Origin of the sequence: Staphylococcus sp. GDY8P54P (genome assembly GCF_017892645.1) — a bacterium.
GTDB lineage: Bacteria > Bacillota > Bacilli > Staphylococcales > Staphylococcaceae > Staphylococcus > Staphylococcus ureilyticus.
Genome location: NZ_JAESLN010000006.1, coordinates 206,010 through 222,719, shown reverse-complemented (window position 1 = coordinate 222,719; position 16,710 = coordinate 206,010). Strand labels below are relative to the sequence as shown.

General features: G+C 30.9%; 18 protein-coding genes. 17 read left to right on the top strand and 1 reads right to left on the bottom strand.

Translation table 11 applies throughout. The features are described 5' to 3' along the window. Positions 1–3: 3 nt before the first annotated feature. The 14 genes from KA883_RS01735 to holA all read left to right on the top strand — a co-directional run bounded on the left by KA883_RS01735 (position 4) and on the right by holA (position 11,765). Positions 4–1,236 (top strand): NRAMP family divalent metal transporter, encoded by a 1,233-nt coding sequence (locus KA883_RS01735; protein WP_046208120.1) that lies wholly within the window; start codon positions 4–6, stop codon positions 1,234–1,236. A 290-nt stretch (positions 1,237–1,526) separates the two neighbouring features. Further along, the gene (locus tag KA883_RS01730) at positions 1,527–2,213 is read left to right on the top strand and encodes a 5'-methylthioadenosine/adenosylhomocysteine nucleosidase (RefSeq protein WP_046208121.1); all 687 of its coding nucleotides are present in this window, start codon (positions 1,527–1,529) and stop codon (positions 2,211–2,213) included. An 18-nt stretch (positions 2,214–2,231) separates the two neighbouring features. Further along, positions 2,232–2,759, top strand: a complete 528-nt coding sequence (locus KA883_RS01725) for a YqeG family HAD IIIA-type phosphatase (protein ID WP_046208122.1) — start codon at positions 2,232–2,234, stop codon at positions 2,757–2,759. Positions 2,760–2,768: 9 nt separating this feature from the next. Next, a complete protein-coding gene (gene yqeH, locus KA883_RS01720; protein WP_406992545.1) occupies positions 2,769–3,866 on the top strand; it encodes a ribosome biogenesis GTPase YqeH in 1,098 nt (365 codons plus the stop codon). 12 nt (positions 3,867–3,878) lie between these two features. Continuing rightward, the gene (gene aroE, locus KA883_RS01715) at positions 3,879–4,676 is read left to right on the top strand and encodes a shikimate dehydrogenase (protein ID WP_046208124.1); all 798 of its coding nucleotides are present in this window, start codon (positions 3,879–3,881) and stop codon (positions 4,674–4,676) included. A gap of 12 nt (positions 4,677–4,688) precedes the next feature. Continuing rightward, entirely contained in the window at positions 4,689–4,979 is a 291-nt protein-coding gene (gene yhbY, locus KA883_RS01710) for a ribosome assembly RNA-binding protein YhbY (RefSeq protein ID WP_046208125.1), read from the top strand. Continuing rightward, positions 4,979–5,551 carry a nicotinate (nicotinamide) nucleotide adenylyltransferase gene (gene nadD, locus KA883_RS01705; RefSeq protein ID WP_046208126.1) on the top strand — a complete coding sequence of 191 codons (573 nt, stop codon included), beginning with the start codon at positions 4,979–4,981 and terminating at the stop codon, positions 5,549–5,551. The genes yhbY and nadD overlap by 1 nt, the downstream gene beginning before the upstream one ends. Then, entirely contained in the window at positions 5,541–6,125 is a 585-nt protein-coding gene (yqeK, locus tag KA883_RS01700; RefSeq protein ID WP_046208127.1) for a bis(5'-nucleosyl)-tetraphosphatase (symmetrical) YqeK, read from the top strand. The genes nadD and yqeK overlap by 11 nt, the downstream gene beginning before the upstream one ends. Next, positions 6,126–6,479, top strand: a complete 354-nt coding sequence (rsfS, locus tag KA883_RS01695; protein WP_210139830.1) for a ribosome silencing factor — start codon at positions 6,126–6,128, stop codon at positions 6,477–6,479. A 2-nt stretch (positions 6,480–6,481) separates the two neighbouring features. Further along, on the top strand, positions 6,482–7,201 hold the full coding sequence (locus KA883_RS01690) for a class I SAM-dependent DNA methyltransferase (protein ID WP_046208129.1): 720 nt from the start codon (positions 6,482–6,484) through the stop codon (positions 7,199–7,201). Between the two features lie 48 nt (positions 7,202–7,249). Then, on the top strand, positions 7,250–7,954 hold the full coding sequence (locus tag KA883_RS01685) for a helix-hairpin-helix domain-containing protein (RefSeq protein ID WP_245337584.1): 705 nt from the start codon (positions 7,250–7,252) through the stop codon (positions 7,952–7,954). Positions 7,955–8,033: 79 nt separating this feature from the next. Further along, positions 8,034–8,495, top strand: coding sequence for a ComE operon protein 2 (locus KA883_RS01680; protein WP_046208130.1), 462 nt, complete (start codon positions 8,034–8,036; stop codon positions 8,493–8,495). Positions 8,496–8,659: 164 nt separating this feature from the next. Continuing rightward, on the top strand, positions 8,660–10,714 hold the full coding sequence (locus KA883_RS01675) for a DNA internalization-related competence protein ComEC/Rec2 (protein WP_245337583.1): 2,055 nt from the start codon (positions 8,660–8,662) through the stop codon (positions 10,712–10,714). Positions 10,715–10,790: 76 nt separating this feature from the next. Then, a complete protein-coding gene (gene holA, locus KA883_RS01670) occupies positions 10,791–11,765 on the top strand; it encodes a DNA polymerase III subunit delta (protein ID WP_046208131.1) in 975 nt (324 codons plus the stop codon). 225 nt (positions 11,766–11,990) lie between these two features. On the opposite strand, the gene rpsT is transcribed toward holA, so the two are convergent. After that, a complete protein-coding gene (gene rpsT, locus KA883_RS01665; RefSeq protein ID WP_046208132.1) occupies positions 11,991–12,242 on the bottom strand; it encodes a 30S ribosomal protein S20 in 252 nt (83 codons plus the stop codon). Positions 12,243–12,561: 319 nt separating this feature from the next. Between rpsT and lepA the strand changes: the two genes are divergently transcribed. The 3 genes from lepA to hrcA all read left to right on the top strand — a co-directional run bounded on the left by lepA (position 12,562) and on the right by hrcA (position 16,690). Then, a complete protein-coding gene (gene lepA / locus KA883_RS01660) occupies positions 12,562–14,385 on the top strand; it encodes a translation elongation factor 4 (protein WP_046208133.1) in 1,824 nt (607 codons plus the stop codon). Positions 14,386–14,485: 100 nt separating this feature from the next. Continuing rightward, the gene (gene hemW / locus KA883_RS01655; RefSeq protein ID WP_064208888.1) at positions 14,486–15,610 is read left to right on the top strand and encodes a radical SAM family heme chaperone HemW; all 1,125 of its coding nucleotides are present in this window, start codon (positions 14,486–14,488) and stop codon (positions 15,608–15,610) included. Positions 15,611–15,709: 99 nt separating this feature from the next. Next, positions 15,710–16,690 carry a heat-inducible transcriptional repressor HrcA gene (hrcA, locus tag KA883_RS01650; RefSeq protein WP_046208135.1) on the top strand — a complete coding sequence of 327 codons (981 nt, stop codon included), beginning with the start codon at positions 15,710–15,712 and terminating at the stop codon, positions 16,688–16,690. Positions 16,691–16,710: the final 20 nt, after the last annotated feature.

The window sequence follows — 16,710 nt, the reverse complement described above, 5'->3', positions numbered from 1 at the left end:
CACATGGGAGAAAAATTAAAAACAGAATCAAAGGATTTTGAATTTACAAAAAATCATAAAAGATTATTATTAGGTTCTGTATTCTTAATGGCTACATCTGCAATTGGACCCGCGTTTCTAACTCAGACAGCAGTATTTACTGCTCAGTTTACTTCAAGTTTTGCTTTTGCAATTTTATTATCAATATTGATTGATATAGGGGCGCAAATTAATATTTGGAGAGTGTTGGTAGTTACAGGTAAACGTGGACAAGAAGTAGCTAATGAAATCTTTAAAGGATTGGGTACTTTTATATCGATATTAATTGCAATAGGAGGACTTGCATTTAATATCGGTAATATTGCTGGTGCTGGATTAGGATTAAATGCAATTTTTGGCTTAGATGTAAAGATTGGTGCAGCTATTACAGCTGTATTATCAATACTTATTTTTGTAAGTAAAAGTGGTCAAAAAATTATGGATGTTGTCACGATGTTTTTAGGCGTTTTAATGATTGTAGTTGTTGCATTTGTAATGTTTAAGGCAAACCCACCATATGCAGACGCAGCTAAACATCTCGTGATGCCAGAGCAACCATTAGCGCTTGTCTTACCGATTATCACATTAGTAGGAGGAACAGTTGGTGGTTATATCACTTTTGCTGGTGCACATAGAATATTAGATTCAGGTATCAAAGGTAAACACTATTTGCCATTTGTCAATAAGGCGGCAATTTCAGGAATATTAACAACGGGTGTACTTAGAACCTTATTATTCTTAGCGGTACTCGGTGTGGTCGTTACAGGTGTAACTTTAAATGATACTAACCCACCAGCTTCTGTATTTGAACATGTATTAGGACCAGTCGGTCGAAATATTTTTGGTGTCGTTTTATTTGCTGCAGCAATGTCTTCAGTTATTGGTTCAGCATACACAAGTGCAACTTTCTTAAAAACATTGCATAAATCTATCTATAATAAAACAAACATTATTGTAATTTCATTTATAGTCATTTCAACTTTTGTTTTTCTATTTTTAGGAAAACCAGTTACATTATTAATCGTTGCAGGTGCTTTAAATGGACTTATCTTACCAATTATATTAACGACAATACTAATTGCTAGTAAACGAAAATCAATCGTCGGAGATTATCATCATCCAACATGGATGTTAGTCTTTGGAGCAATTGCTGTGATCGTTACAGTTGTTACAGGTGTTTATTCACTACAAGGATTGACAGAATTAATGGGTAGTTAACAAAACAATTATAGTGACAAATAAACCATTCTCTAGTTCTTAATGCAAAACAAGGACTTAGGGAATGGTATTTTTTATGATGATTTTTTCTATAAATAGCCTCGAATAGTTTGAAATATTAAACAACAAATTTACAGATTAATTCAATTGAAAGCAGAGAAATTATTCTTATGTTTCTTATGGAAAAGAATGAAATAATAAATTGATATAAATATCGTTCAATCGTCGAGCTATTGGTTTAAATGTGGTAGAATAACTAAGGTTAGGATTTTAAATTGAGGTGAAAAACGATGATCGGTATTATAGGAGCTATGGAAGAAGAAGTAGCAATCTTAAAAGATAAACTTGTTGACTTTGAAGAGATTAATATTGCACATGTATATTTTTATAAAGGGTATATAAATGATAAAGCAATCGTATTAACTCAAAGTGGTATTGGTAAAGTGAATGTTGCAATTTCAACAGCATTATTAATTGAAAAGTTCAAACCTGATTTAATTATAAATACTGGTTCTGCAGGAGCATTGGATAAATCATTAAACGTAGGAGATATCGTGATAAGTGATATGGTTGCTTATCATGATGCTGATGCTAGAGCATTTGGTTATCAATTAGGACAAATTCCACAAATGCCAGCGCAATTCGTAGCAGATAAATCATTGATTGATAAAGCGACACAAGTAATTACTAATCAACAGTTAACTGCAAAGACAGGCTTGATTGTAAGCGGCGATAGTTTTATTGGAACAAAAGACCAACGAATGAAAATTAAAACAAATTTCCCTCAAGCGATGGCTGCAGAAATGGAAGCAACTGCAATTGCTCAGACTTGCTATCAATTTAATTTACCATTTATTATCACGCGCGCAATTTCAGATTTAGCTGATGGCGACGCAGGTATCACATTTGATGAATTTTTAACAAAAGCAGCAAAGTCTTCTAGTACAATGGTAGAAAATTTAATAAAAAAAATATAAAAAAGGTGAATAGAAATAATGGGTATAATAAAGAAATACTTTATGCCAAATGAATATGTACAGTCAATTTTTCAAATTGATATAGATAAGCTTGCAGAATCTGGCGTAAAAGGTATCGTTACTGATTTAGACAATACACTAGTAGGATGGGATGTAGCCGATCCTACTGAAGCGGTTAAAACATGGTTTGAAGAAGCAAGACAAAAAGGGATTACAATTACAATTGTGTCTAACAATAATGAAAAAAGAGTCGGTAGTTTTTCAAAATCATTAAAAGTAGATTATATTTTTAAAGCTAAAAAACCTAGAGGACGTGCGTTTGATCGTGCAATGCATTCTATGAATTTAAATCCATCAGAGATTGTAGTGATTGGTGATCAAATGTTAACGGATGTATTTGGTGGGAATAGACGCGGTTTATTTACTATTATGGTAGTACCTGTTAAACAAACGGATGGTTTTATTACTAAATTTAATCGCCTTATTGAACGCAGATTATTACAACATTTTAGAAAAAAAGGATATATAAAATGGGAGGAAAATTGATTGAGTGAAGTGGATGTATTGAAATGTATAGGGTGTGGTGCACCATTACAATCTGAAGATTCTGATGCACCAGGTTATGTTCCGGAACATAATTTATTTCGTGAAGATGTTGTATGTAAAAGATGTTTTAGATTAAAGAATTACAACGAGGTACAAGATGTAGGTTTAGATAGTGATGACTTTTTAAATTTACTTAACGGTCTAGCAGATAAAAAAGGAATAATAGTAAATGTTGTAGATGTTTTTGATTTTGAAGGATCATTTATTAATGCAATCAAACGTATTGTTGGCAACAAAAAAATTATTCTCGTAGCTAATAAAATAGATCTACTGCCAAAACAAATAAATAAACGTCGTGTAAAAGAGTGGTTGAAGAAATCAGCCAAAAAATATGGACTTGATGCCGAAGACGTAGTACTTATTTCTGCTGACAAAAATGAAGGTATTGAAAATCTATTAACTTCTATTAACAATATTAGAAATGATGAGGATGTATATATAGTAGGAACTACAAATGTAGGTAAATCAACTCTAATTAACAAATTAATAGAACGCAGTGTAGGAGAAAAAGATGTTGTTACTACTTCAAGATTTCCTGGCACAACATTGGACATGATTGATATTCCACTTGATGAAACAACATTTATGTATGATACACCAGGAATTATTCAAGCGCACCAAATGACACATTTAGTATCTGAACATGAACTTAAAACAATTATGCCAAAAAAAGAAATTAAACAACGTGTGTACCAACTTAACGAAGGACAAACATTATTTTTCGGTGGACTCGCACGTATAGACTATATAAGTGGTGGTAAAAGACCGTTAGTCTGTTACTTTTCTAATGATTTAAATATTCATCGAACAAAAACAGAAAAGGCTAATGAATTATGGCGAAATCAATTAGGATCTGTATTAGCACCACCGCATAACCCTGAAAATTTTGATTTGAGTAATGTTAAAGCCGTAAGATTAGAAACAGGTAAAGAAAAACGTGACGTGATGATTTCGGGATTAGGTTTTATCACAATTGATGTAGGTGCAAAAGTAATTGTACGCGTGCCAAAAAATGTTGATGTTATTTTAAGAAATTCAATTATGTAAGGTGTGAAGAGTATGAAATATGCAGTAATAGGCCACCCTATCGATCATTCTTTATCTCCAGTGATGCATAATGCCAATTTTGAAACTTTAAATTGCAATGCAACATATGAAGCGATTAATATTCCTGAAGATAAATTCAACCAAATAAGAGAAATTATTTCAGATAAAGCACTCTCAGGTTTCAATGTAACAATTCCTCATAAGGAACGCATTATACCTTTTTTAGATGAAATTGACGAACAATCTGAAACTGTAGGTGCTGTGAATACAGTTAAAATAGAAGACGGCAAATGGACTGGTTATAATACAGACGGCATCGGCTACGTTAAAGGATTACAACGCGTGTACCCAGATTTAAAACAGGCTTATATTTTAATATTAGGTGCAGGCGGTGCTAGTAAAGGTATTGCGAATGAATTAACCAAATATGTACAACCGAAACTTACTATAGCCAACAGATCTTTAGACAGGTTTGATCAATGGCGTTTGAATGTAAATAAAATCCGCTTATCAGATGCTGAATTAGCTTTATCTGAATTCGACATTATTATAAATACGACACCAGCAGGGATGAATACAAATCAAGAAATACCAATTAGTTTGAAAAATTTGGATCCGGAAACTTTAGTAAGTGATATTGTGTATGTACCCTTTAAAACACCCATCTTAGAACAAGCTGAAGCCCAAGGTAACCCAATTTATAATGGTTTGGATATGTTTGTTTATCAAGGTGCAGAAAGTTTTAAGATTTGGACAGGTACAGAACCAGAGGTAGAAGTTATGAAACGCACAGTATTAGATTATTTATAAAAGGAGCATTTTATGTTAACAGGTAAACAGAAAAGATTTTTGAGAAGTAAAGCACATAATATTGATCCAACTTTCCAAATCGGAAAAGCAGGTGTTGGTGAAAATATGATAGAACAATTAAAAGATATTTTAGAAAATAGAGAATTAATTAAAATACATGTATTACAAAACAACTTTGAAGATAAAAATGACTTAGCACAAACTTTAAGCGATGCAACTCATAGTGAAATTGTTCAAGTAATCGGGTCTATGATTGTCTTGTATAAAGAATCACATGATAATAAACAAATTCAATTACCATAATGTCTAAAACGATAGTCTTATATGGTGGGCAGTTTAACCCGATTCATACGGCTCACATGGTTGTTGCTAGTGAAGTGAATCATGTTATTAAACCAGATTTGTTTTATTTTATTCCAAGTTATATGTCGCCGCTCAAAGCGCATGATGATTACTTAGATGCAGCATATAGAATCGATATGATCCGGTGTGCAATTAACGAACTAGGGTTTGGCTTTGTTTATTTAGATGAAGTAGAACGCAAGGGACAAAGTTACACATATCTCACAATTAAACACATTTTAGAAAAGCATCCTAATGCACAACTATATTTTGTTATAGGGACCGACCAATATATACAATTGGAAAAATGGTATGAGATTGATAAATTGAAATCGATGGTAACCTTTGTAATTGTGAATCGTGGAAAAGCAAAACAAGAAGTTTCAAATAATATGATTGCAATTAATATTCCACGCATAGATATAAGTTCAACGCTGATTAGGGATAGAGTGAAACAACAGGGAAATATCCATACGCTTGTTCCTCAAAGTGTAGAAAAATATATCAGAGAGGAAGGATTATATGAAATTTGATGAAGCAGTCTCGTTAGTAAAAGATAAATTACCGGAGAAAAGATTTAATCATTCACTAAGAGTAGCAGAAACGGCTGTTAAATTAGCTGAATTATATGATGGGGATAAAGATAAAGCGGAACTTGCAGGTATCTTACATGACTATAGTAAATATGATGATTTAGGATCTATGTATCAGATTGTTAGACAAAATGATTTAGATAGTAACTTGTTGAGCTATGGATCAGAAATCTTACACGGCCCAGTCTGTGCAGTTATAATGGAACAAAAATTCGCTGTGAATGACGAAGAAGTTTTGCTTGCCATTAAAAATCATACTACTGGTCGTGCTCAAATGACTAAAACAGAAAAATTAGTTTTTATTGCAGATTATATTGAACCTGGTCGTCAAACCCCAGGCGTTGAAGAAATTCGAGATTTAGCATACAATCAAGGTAGCTTAGATAAAACCATTTATGAAATATCTAAGCGAACTGTTTTATATTTAATCACGCAAGATATTACCGTTTATGATGCCACGATTGCCTGCTTGAATTATTACAATTATAGTAACGAAAGAGTAAAGGATGATTAAATGAAATCAGATCAATTATTAAATTTAGCTGTCAATGCAACTGAGAATAAAAAAGCAGAAGATATAATTTCTTTAAATATGCAAGGTATTAGCTATATGACCGATTATTTTATCGTATGCCACGGCAATAATGAAAGACAAGTACAATCCATCGCACGCGCAGTAAAAGATGCTGCTAACGAAGCGGAAATTGAAGTGAAACGAATGGAAGGTTTTAATGAAGCAAGATGGATTTTAATTGACTTGGCCAATGTAGTCGTACACGTATTCCATAAAGATGAACGTGATTATTATAACTTGGAGAAATTATATCGTGATGCACCTTTAGAATCTTATGGACAGGCAGTTTATTAATAATGGTTCAATATGAAGAAATGAGCTATTACTATGATCAATTAACTTTAGATCAGCCTTACGAATCATGGCTTGATATTGTAGAATTTTATGCTAAAAATAAATCAACCATCTTGGATATAGGTTGTGGAACAGGGAGTTTCACCTCGAAATTAAATGATTTTGATTGTATAACTGGTATGGATTTAAGTGTTGATATGCTTTCGATAGCGATGCAAAAATCTAGTGAAGTAAATTGGATTGAAGGCGATATGACTGATTTCGACCTAAACCAACAATTTGATGTAATAACTATTTTTTGTGATTCTTTAAATTATTTAACAGAATATGAAGATGTGTTGTCCACTTTTCAGCAAGTATATCATCATTTAGAGCCGAATGAAGGTATATTTATGTTTGATGTGCATACAGAACATAAAATGAATACTTTATTCAATAATCAAAGTTATATTGATGAAACTGAAAATGTATTTTTAGCTTGGGAAGCTGTTCGCGGGGAAGAACCATTAAGTGTATGGCATGATATGACGTTTTTTATAAAACAAGATGATAAGCATTATAAGAGATTTGATGAGTCACATTATCAAAAGACTTATTCAAAAGATGTTTACACTAAAATGTTAGAATCATGTGGCTTTAAAAATATAACAACATTCGTTGATTTTGAAATCAATAACCATAATCAAAAAGGAGAGCGCTTGTTCTTCGTTGTAAAAAAATAAAAAGTAAAATCACTCCTTTATGCGTGTAAAGTATAAAGGAGTGATTTTTTGTTACCATTATGGGAATTATTCAAAGAAAGATTCAGTCGATGTAATTTAAAAATAAAGGCCTGTGTTATGCTAATTATAATATTGATTGCAGTGCTAACACTATCATTTTTGATGAATCGTGGTGTTGATCAAATCAAGCAAAATGATGAATCTGCACTAATTGAAACATCTGACCATAATCAATCATTACCACATGTGAAAAGTGAACGGTCATCTAAAAAAACTACTGCAAAAAGCAATAATGATAGTAAAGATTCATTTGTTTATGTTGATATTAAAGGTGCAGTAAAACATCCTAATGTTTATAAAATGAGCAGTAATGATAGAATTAAACAGTTGTTGGACAAAGCTATTGCTACAGAACGTGCTGATTTAACGAACATTAACTTATCCGAACGATTAATCGATCAAAAAATGATATATGTTCCAGAAAAAGGGGAACAAACTAATAATCCATTGAATAAAAATAAAACTGTTACAAATTTATCAGAAAATAAGGATGCTGATGTAGCAAAAGTAAATATAAATACTGCAACAGAAAGCGAACTCACAACGATACCAGGGATAGGAAAGGTTAAAGCCAAATCTATCATTGAGTATCGTGAGCAGAATGGAAATTTTAAATCTATTGATGAGTTAAAAGAAATTAATGGTTTCGGTGCTAAAACGATAGAAAAATTAAGTTCACATTTAACAATGTAAAATTTTGTTGTATTTTTCTAAAAGCGATATAATCTATAATAAACATATTAAAGAATACATAAATTGGAGGCTAAGTATCATGGATCGTATTAAATGGGAAGAATACTTTATGGCGCAAAGTCACTTATTAGCATTGCGTTCTACATGTCAAAGACTATCTGTAGGGGCAACGATTGTAAAGGATAATAGAATTATAGCAGGAGGGTATAATGGTTCTGTGTCTGGCGAAGTACATTGTATTGATGAAGGATGTCTATTAGAAGATGGTCATTGTATTCGTACGATTCACGCAGAAATGAATGCTTTATTACAATGCGCAAAACAAGGGGTGTCAACAGAGGACGCAACGATTTATGTTACTCATTTCCCTTGTTTAAATTGCACCAAGTCTATTATTCAAGCAGGTATTAAAACAATTTATTATGCTGAAGATTACCATAATCATCATTATGCTTTAGAATTGTTAAAACAATCAGGTATTGTGTATAAAAAAATTCCATTTAATCAAGAACATGTAGCACAATATTTAATAAATAAATAAAATTGATTTATTATGCTTTAGCTTATTTAGCTGGTAACTTATTACTTTTTAATAAAGTTTTATCTCTTATTTTAATATTGGGCCTATTTATTATAATGAAAAGAAAAAGATTTAATGTAATTCATTTTATAATGGTTGCCATCATATCTTTAAGTAGTTATATGATGTTTCAAAATGATTTAAAATTAGAAAAAAATAACCATGCTTTACTTTTGAACAAAGCATTTCAAGGAGAAGCAAAGTTAATTACAAAACCAATTTTGGAGCATCATAAACTTAAAGGTAAGATTGAAATAAATAAAAAACATTATACTTACGTTTATAATTTACAAACATCAAAAAATATAGATTTAAAAAAAGTTTCTGCTTTTTTATTACAAAAAACCTGTAAAGTCAATGGGAAATTTAATACTATAAAAAACGAACCAAATTCCAATCTTATTTTTATGATTCAAAATATTCATCTTTCAAGTTGTAAAACTAACAATAATAACTTTACTGATATTTTAAATAAACATAAAGCATTGATTTACGAAAGAATGCAACAATGGAAAATAATTTCACCTGAAAAAACGATCGCATTTATAACAGGTGATACATCACTTATGAATAAAGATGAATTAGATAGAATAAAAGAAATTGGCATAGCGCATCTTCTGGCTATTAGCGGGACACATATTGCTATTATTATTACAATTATATGCTATATACTTAACAGATTAAAATGCCCATTGTTTTTAATTAAAATAATATTAATCATATTATTACCTATCTATTGCATGTATACAAACATGTCGGCAAGTGCCGTCAGAGCAATATTAATGAGTTTGATAATAATCATTTTTCCAAAATACATTATAAAGCATTCAATGAACGTTTTAGCTTTTTTATTTATTTGCTTAACAATTTTAACCCCCTCGTTAATTTATCATATCGGATTTCAACTTTCGTTTTTAATTACTTTTTCAATCCTTTTTGCCAGCCCATTACTAAAGAATTTAGGTATCTTTAAATCTTTATGCGCTATCACATGGATAGCACAATTAAGTTCATTTATTTTAAGTTGTATCCATTTTCACCAAATTCAATGGATTGGCTTGATATCTAATATCTTTTTTGTTCCATTTTATTCTTTCATACTATTTCCTTTTGTTATTTTTCTTATTTTTATAATACATTTACCATTCAAACCTATTATTATAACCAATTTATATAACTTATTAATTATTTTTCATGATAAAATGGTTGAACTTTTTGATAAACTCAACTTTTTCAAATGGTATATTCCTACATTAAATAATCTTCAAATAGCTATAATAACTATCGTTGCATTTTTGACCTTAGTTCTATTCGTTCATAAATGCTATAAACTAATGTCAATTACTTTAATTACTTTGTATATTGTCTCTACAATGCTACCTCAAGTGCATGCATATCAACTTACTATGTTGGATGTAGGGCAAGGGGACTCACTTTTATTTGAAACTCAATACCACGAATCACTATTAATCGACACGGGTGGTAACTTTAATTCGAAACAAAAAGTTGCGAATCATAATATTTCTAGATATCATATCTTACCAACTTTAAAACGACATAATGTAAAAGAACTTGATTACGTTATAATTACTCATCCTCATCTAGATCATATGGGTGAACTAAGTTATTTAATTAAACAACTCAAAATTAAAAGTATCATTATCAATGCTAATAGTTTTAAAATGAAAGAATTAAATCTTTTAAAAGTGAAATGTATAAAAAAAGGCATAAAGTTAATAGATTTTAAAAATAAATCACAATTTTTTATGAATAAAGCGAAACTTAATCTGTTAGATGCTACTATTCCTAACTCTAATAATTTAAATGAACAATCAATTATAATATTGATACAGTACAATAGTTATAAAATATTACTGATGGGTGATGCTACAAATCATAACGAAGAGAAATTGATACATAAATATCATTTATCCAATGTTAATATTTTAAAAATTGGTCATCATGGTAGTCGTACGAGTACAAGTAACAGTTTATTGCAATCAATTAGACCAAAAATAGCTCTAATTTCGGTAGGAGAAAAAAATAAATATGGTCTTCCTAATCGTCAAATTATTGATAGATTAAGATATAATAATATTAAAGTTTTTCAAACAAATGTAAATGGAGAAGTGAACATTTTATTTAAAGATCAAATAGAAATAAAATCTCAATACCATTGAAATTTTTTAGTTAGTGAGAAACTATTAGGCGTGTTATAATTACAAAATGTGTAATAGAATTGAAAGGGTGCCGAGAATGAGTAGCAATATAATAACGATATATGGTGAAGTACCTGAATTAATTGAAAAAAAAGCTTCTGAAGTTATTGAACAATATTTAGATGCACCAAAAGATGAATTCAACTTCGTTAAATATAACTTATATGAAAATGATTTAGCTCCAATTATTGAAGAAACGCTTACCATGCCATTTTTCTCTAATAAAAAAGCTGTTCTAGTACAAAATGCATATGTTTTTACTGGTGAGAAACCGCCTAAAGAATTAAATCATAACATTGATCAACTGATAGAATTTATAGAAAAATATGATGGTGACACTTTAATATTGTTTGAAGTTAATCATTCTAAATTAGATGAGAGAAAAAAAGTTGTTAAATCATTGAAAAAACATGCGCAAATTAAAAAGATAGAACAAATGTCAGAAGAAGAAATAAAACATTGGATAAAAAGTCAACTGCATGAGAATTATAAAGATATTAAGCAAGATGCGCTTGATTTAGTTATTGAATTAACAGGAGTTAATTTTAATGTTGTTAAGCAAGAGATAGAAAAACTCATTTTATTTTTGGGTGATAGAACGACTATTAATAAAGATGATGTTCATCAAATTGTAAATAGAAGTCTAGAACAAAATGTTTTTTTGCTCACTGAATATATACAAAAAAATAAAAAATCAAAAGCCATTCAACTAGTTAAAGACTTAATAGCAATGAAAGAGGAGCCTATAAAATTATTAGCACTGATTACAAGTAATTATCGACTTTTTTATCAAAGTAAAATATTGGGACAAAAAGGATATAGTGGCCAACAAATTGCTAAAACAATCAACGTTCATCCCTATAGGGTGAAGTTAGCTTTAAACCAAGCAAGGCATTATGAATTAGAAAGTTTATTAAATATTATTGATAATTGCGCAGAAACAGATTATAAATTAAAGTCATCTTATATGGATAAACACCTTATCCTCGAATTGTTTATTTTGTCCTTATAAATGTGAAGCTTTTTGTTTTCGTCTAGTCATTTCACTGGATAGATTTCTGTAGATGAATTATAAAGCATGTTGATAGTTATGATGCTAAAACTAATAAATATTAAAGTTGTAAAAAAGCCCAGAAATGATTTCTCTTATTATAAATCATTTCTGGGCTAATCTTATGTAGCAGGTCGCATGAAATATTGAAATAAAAAAAGTTCAAGCCTACGCTTGAACTTTAGTTTATTTAGCAGCTGTCATTAAAGAAGATTTAATTCTAGCAGCTTTGTTAGAATGTATTAAGTTGCGTTGCGCAGCTTTATCTACTTTTTTCAATGCAAAGCTAATTAATTCAGCTTTGTTGTCAGCGTTAGTGTCAATTGCTGTATGAGCTCTTTTCACAGCTGTACGCATTGCATTTTTTTGTGAAATATTACGTTCCTCAGTTACACGAGTAGTATTAACACGTTTAATTGCAGATTTAATGTTTGGCATGTCTGTCACCTCCTAAAAGTGTGATCTTCGCTATCAAAAATTAATTTGATTACAACAAGAAATATTTTATCAAAACAACCAAGTTTCTGCAATCATTTATTTATAATAAGGCGCGTAAACTCGCGATAAATGATACAATAATAATTATAACAAGAAAAGATATTAGTAAAAATAGTAACATAAGCGACGAAAGATAAACATAAATTCAAATTTTACTATTAATTTTATCAAGTTTGCAATTAGTAGATAAAAACGTTATTATATCAAAGAATGTCATACATATTACGGGCTAGAATTATGAAAGTGAGACTGATAATACATGGATAAAGAAAATCGTTTAAACAAGCGTGAAAATATAAGAAACTTTTCTATTATTGCACATATTGATCATGGAAAATCTACATTAGCAGATAGAATTTTGGAAAATACTAAATCTGTTGAATCACGTGAAATGCAATCACAGTTATTGGATTCCATGGATTTAGAGAGAGAACGTGGTATAACAATAAAATTAAATGCGGTACGTTTAAAATATGATGCAAAAGATGGTGAGACTTATACGTTTCATTTAATTGATACACCTGGACACGTAGATTTTACATATGAAGTTTCAAGATCATTAGCTGCATGTGAAGGCGCTATATTAGTAGTAGATGCTGCACAAGGCATAGAGGCCCAAACATTAGCCAATGTTTATTTGGCATTAGACAACGATTTAGAGTTATTACCAGTTGTGAATAAAATAGATTTACCAGCAGCGGAACCTGAACGTGTAAAGCAAGAAGTAGAAGATGTCATAGGACTAGATAAAGATGATGTTGTATTAGCTAGTGCAAAATCAAATATTGGTATTGATGATATATTAGAAAAAATTGTAGAAGTCGTGCCACCACCACAAGGAGATCCAGACGAACCATTAAAAGCATTGATTTTCGATTCAGAATATGATCCCTACAGAGGGGTTATTTCATCAATTAGAATTGTTGAAGGTACTTTGAAAACGGGTGATGAAATAAAAATGATGGCTACAGGAAAATCTTTTGAAGTTACAGAAGTAGGCATCAATACACCAAAACAATTACCAGTTAGCGAGCTAACTGTTGGAGATGTTGGTTATGTCATTGCTAGTATCAAAAATGTAGATGATTCACGTGTCGGGGATACAATTACCCATCTACACCGTCCAGCAGCTGAGCCGTTAAAAGGATATAAGAAAATGAACCCAATGGTTTTCTGCGGTTTATTCCCTATAGACAATAAAGACTATAACGATTTACGTGAAGCATTAGAGAAGTTACAGTTGAATGATGCTTCATTAGAATTTGAACCTGAGTCTTCTCAAGCATTAGGTTTTGGATACAGAACAGGTTTTTTAGGCATGTTGCACATGGAAATTATCCAAGAACGTATTGAACGTGAATTTGGAATAGAATTAATCGCTACAGCCCCATCTGTAATTTATGAATGTATTCTTAAAAATGGTGATGAAATCTCAGTCGATAATCCAGCGCATATGCCTGAAAGAGATCAAATTGATACGATTTATGAACCTTTTGTAAGAGCGACAATGATGGTACCAAACGATTATGTGGGGGCAGTTATGGAATTGTGTCAACGTAAGCGTGGCCAATTTATTAATATGGAGTATTTAGATGATATACGCGTCAATATTATCTATGAACTGCCTTTATCTGAAGTAGTGTTTGATTTCTTTGATCAGCTAAAATCAAATACAAAAGGTTATGCTTCTTTTGACTATGAATTTATTGATAATAAAGAAAGCGACTTAGTTAAAATGGATATATTACTAAATGGAGAGAAAGTAGATGCACTTAGCTTTATAGTTCATAAAGACTTCGCATATGAAAGAGGGAAAGCGTTAGTTGAAAAGCTTAAAACGCTAATACCTAGACAACAGTTCGAAGTACCGGTACAAGCAGCAGTTGGACAAAAAATAGTTGCTCGTACAAATATAAAATCAATGGGTAAAAACGTTTTATCTAAGTGTTATGGTGGCGATATTAGTCGTAAAAGAAAATTATTAGAAAAGCAAAAAGCTGGTAAGGCAAAAATGAAAGCAGTGGGTAATGTTGAAATACCACAAGATGCTTTCCTTGCAGTGCTTAAGATGGACGAAGATTAATATGATTTTTTAAACATTGGGGCCTTAAATCCATTCGATTTATGGCCCAGTTTTTGTTATATGAATCTATTTTATTTAACGAAAGAAGGTCATTTCAAAAATGGAAGTGAAAAGTGCTTATATCCATATCCCTTTCTGTGTCAAAATTTGTACTTATTGCGATTTCAATAAATACTTTATACAAAATCAACCAGTGGATCAATATTTAGATTGCTTAATTAACGAAATGAAACAGAGCGAAGTTAGATCTTTAGAAACCGTTTTTGTGGGTGGTGGGACACCTACCGCTTTATCATATGAGCAACTGAAAAAACTATTAACTGCAATTACAGATATTTTTGAAATTAAAGGTGAATTTAGTTTTGAAGCCAATCCGGACGAACTAACTTTAGCCAAAGTACAACTTTTAAAAGATTATGGTGTAAATAGATTATCGATGGGCGTTCAAACATTCAAACCCGAATTACTAGCGATATTAGGACGTTCTCATAAGACAGAGGACATTTATAGAGCAGTGAACAATGCAAGGAAAGTTGGTATACCTTCTATAAGTTTAGATTTAATGTATCATCTACCCCAGCAAAGCCTAGAAGATTTTCAAGAAAGTTTAGAAAAAGCGTTAGCGATGGATATTGATCATATTTCAAGTTATGGATTGATTTTAGAGCCAAAAACTCAATTCTATAATATGTACCGTAAAGGTCAATTGAAAATTCCAAACGAAGATGTTGGTGAAGAAATGTACGAATATTTATTAAAGCGAATGCACGAGACTGAATTACACCAATATGAGATTTCAAATTTTGGTAAAAAAGGACATGAATCAGAGCATAATAAAGTATATTGGAAAAACGAAGGCTATTATGGATTTGGCGCAGGGGCAAGTGGTTATGTAAATGGCGAGCGATATAATAATGTAAACCCTGTGAATCATTATATAAATAAGATACAAAATAAGGAAAGGCCCGTTCTTGACTCAGTTTATCCAACAGAAAGTGAACAAATGGAAGAGGAAATGTTTCTAGGTTTAAGAATGAATCAAGGCGTTAGTAGAAAACGGTTCGAACAAAAATTTAATAAAACAATTGATGATGTTTATAACGACACAATCAAAGATTTAAAGCAACGAGAATTAATTAATGATACTGGCGGATATATTTCTTTAACAGAGAGAGGTAAAGTAATTGGAAATCTAGTATTTGAGTCGTTTTTACTAAATGTTTAATTTTTTTCAAAAACTAGGGCTTTAACATTGACTTACTTTGACCAATTTGATAAATTATAATTAGCACTTGAAACAAAAGAGTGCTAATGAGGTGAAAACATGATTAGTGATAGACAATTGAGCATTTTAAATGCAATTGTTGAAGATTATGTTGATTTAGGTCAACCGATTGGTTCCAAAACACTGATTGAAAGACATAATTTAAATGTTAGTCCTGCTACTATTAGAAATGAAATGAAACAACTAGAAGAACTACAGTTAATAGAGAAGACACATACTTCATCAGGACGTTCGCCGTCAGAGTCAGGCATCAGATATTATGTGAATCAATTATTGCAACAAACATCTCATCAACAACACAAAAAAATACAACGTTTAAGAGACTTACTGGTTGAAAATCATTATGATATCTCCTCAGCTTTGAGTGAGTTCGCAAATGAACTTTCAATCGCTTCTCAGTATACAACGTTGGTAATGCGTCCAAATCACAAAAAAGATATTATTAATAACATTCACTTGATTCGAGCGAATGCATATTTAGTAATCATGGTTGTTGTTTTTACTTCTGGCCATGTTGAGCATTTACATTTAGTATCCAAAGCACGTTTATCGAGTGATGAATTGACTAAAATAGCTAACTTTGTGACTGCAAGATACAATGCATTAAATCAACAACGCTTAGAAAATGAACTTAATGCTTTTGCGAAGTCGGATTTTGAAAAAGACTTTATAAAAGAAATGTTAGATACGATAGATGTTCATTTTGATAATCAAAGTAATGGCATTTACATGGGTGGAAAGGTTAAACTAATTGATGCACTTAATGAATCAAATGTTTCTTCTATTCAACCTATCTTGCAGTATATTGAATCAAACAAAATTACTCAGCTACTTGATGAAATGTCAAATTCATCAATTAATGTTAAGATTGGACAGGAAATCGAATCAAGCTTGAGCGATATTTCTATCGTCACTACAGAATATCATATTGATGATAGACTTAAAGGTCAAATTGCGGTTATCGGACCAACGGCAATGAACTATCAGAATGTAATACAATTACTAAATACGATTTGGTAATTAAGAATTGTATTGGAGGG

Bases quoted from the DNA above. Each gene is read 5' to 3' on its own strand.
- KA883_RS01735 (WP_046208120.1), top strand. From the start codon at position 4: ATGGGAGAAAAATTAAAAACAGAATCAAAGGATTTTGAATTTACAAAA.
- KA883_RS01730 (WP_046208121.1), top strand. From the start codon at position 1,527: ATGATCGGTATTATAGGAGCTATGGAAGAAGAAGTAGCAATCTTAAAA.
- KA883_RS01725 (WP_046208122.1), top strand. From the start codon at position 2,232: ATGGGTATAATAAAGAAATACTTTATGCCAAATGAATATGTACAGTCA.
- aroE (WP_046208124.1), top strand. From the start codon at position 3,879: ATGAAATATGCAGTAATAGGCCACCCTATCGATCATTCTTTATCTCCA.
- yhbY (WP_046208125.1), top strand. From the start codon at position 4,689: ATGTTAACAGGTAAACAGAAAAGATTTTTGAGAAGTAAAGCACATAAT.
- nadD (WP_046208126.1), top strand. From the start codon at position 4,979: ATGTCTAAAACGATAGTCTTATATGGTGGGCAGTTTAACCCGATTCAT.
- yqeK (WP_046208127.1), top strand. From the start codon at position 5,541: ATGAAATTTGATGAAGCAGTCTCGTTAGTAAAAGATAAATTACCGGAG.
- rsfS (WP_210139830.1), top strand. From the start codon at position 6,126: ATGAAATCAGATCAATTATTAAATTTAGCTGTCAATGCAACTGAGAAT.
- KA883_RS01690 (WP_046208129.1), top strand. From the start codon at position 6,482: ATGGTTCAATATGAAGAAATGAGCTATTACTATGATCAATTAACTTTA.
- KA883_RS01680 (WP_046208130.1), top strand. From the start codon at position 8,034: ATGGATCGTATTAAATGGGAAGAATACTTTATGGCGCAAAGTCACTTA.
- KA883_RS01675 (WP_245337583.1), top strand. From the start codon at position 8,660: ATGTTTCAAAATGATTTAAAATTAGAAAAAAATAACCATGCTTTACTT.
- holA (WP_046208131.1), top strand. From the start codon at position 10,791: ATGAGTAGCAATATAATAACGATATATGGTGAAGTACCTGAATTAATT.
- rpsT (WP_046208132.1), bottom strand. From the start codon at position 12,242: ATGCCAAACATTAAATCTGCAATTAAACGTGTTAATACTACTCGTGTA.
- lepA (WP_046208133.1), top strand. From the start codon at position 12,562: ATGGATAAAGAAAATCGTTTAAACAAGCGTGAAAATATAAGAAACTTT.
- hemW (WP_064208888.1), top strand. From the start codon at position 14,486: ATGGAAGTGAAAAGTGCTTATATCCATATCCCTTTCTGTGTCAAAATT.
- hrcA (WP_046208135.1), top strand. From the start codon at position 15,710: ATGATTAGTGATAGACAATTGAGCATTTTAAATGCAATTGTTGAAGAT.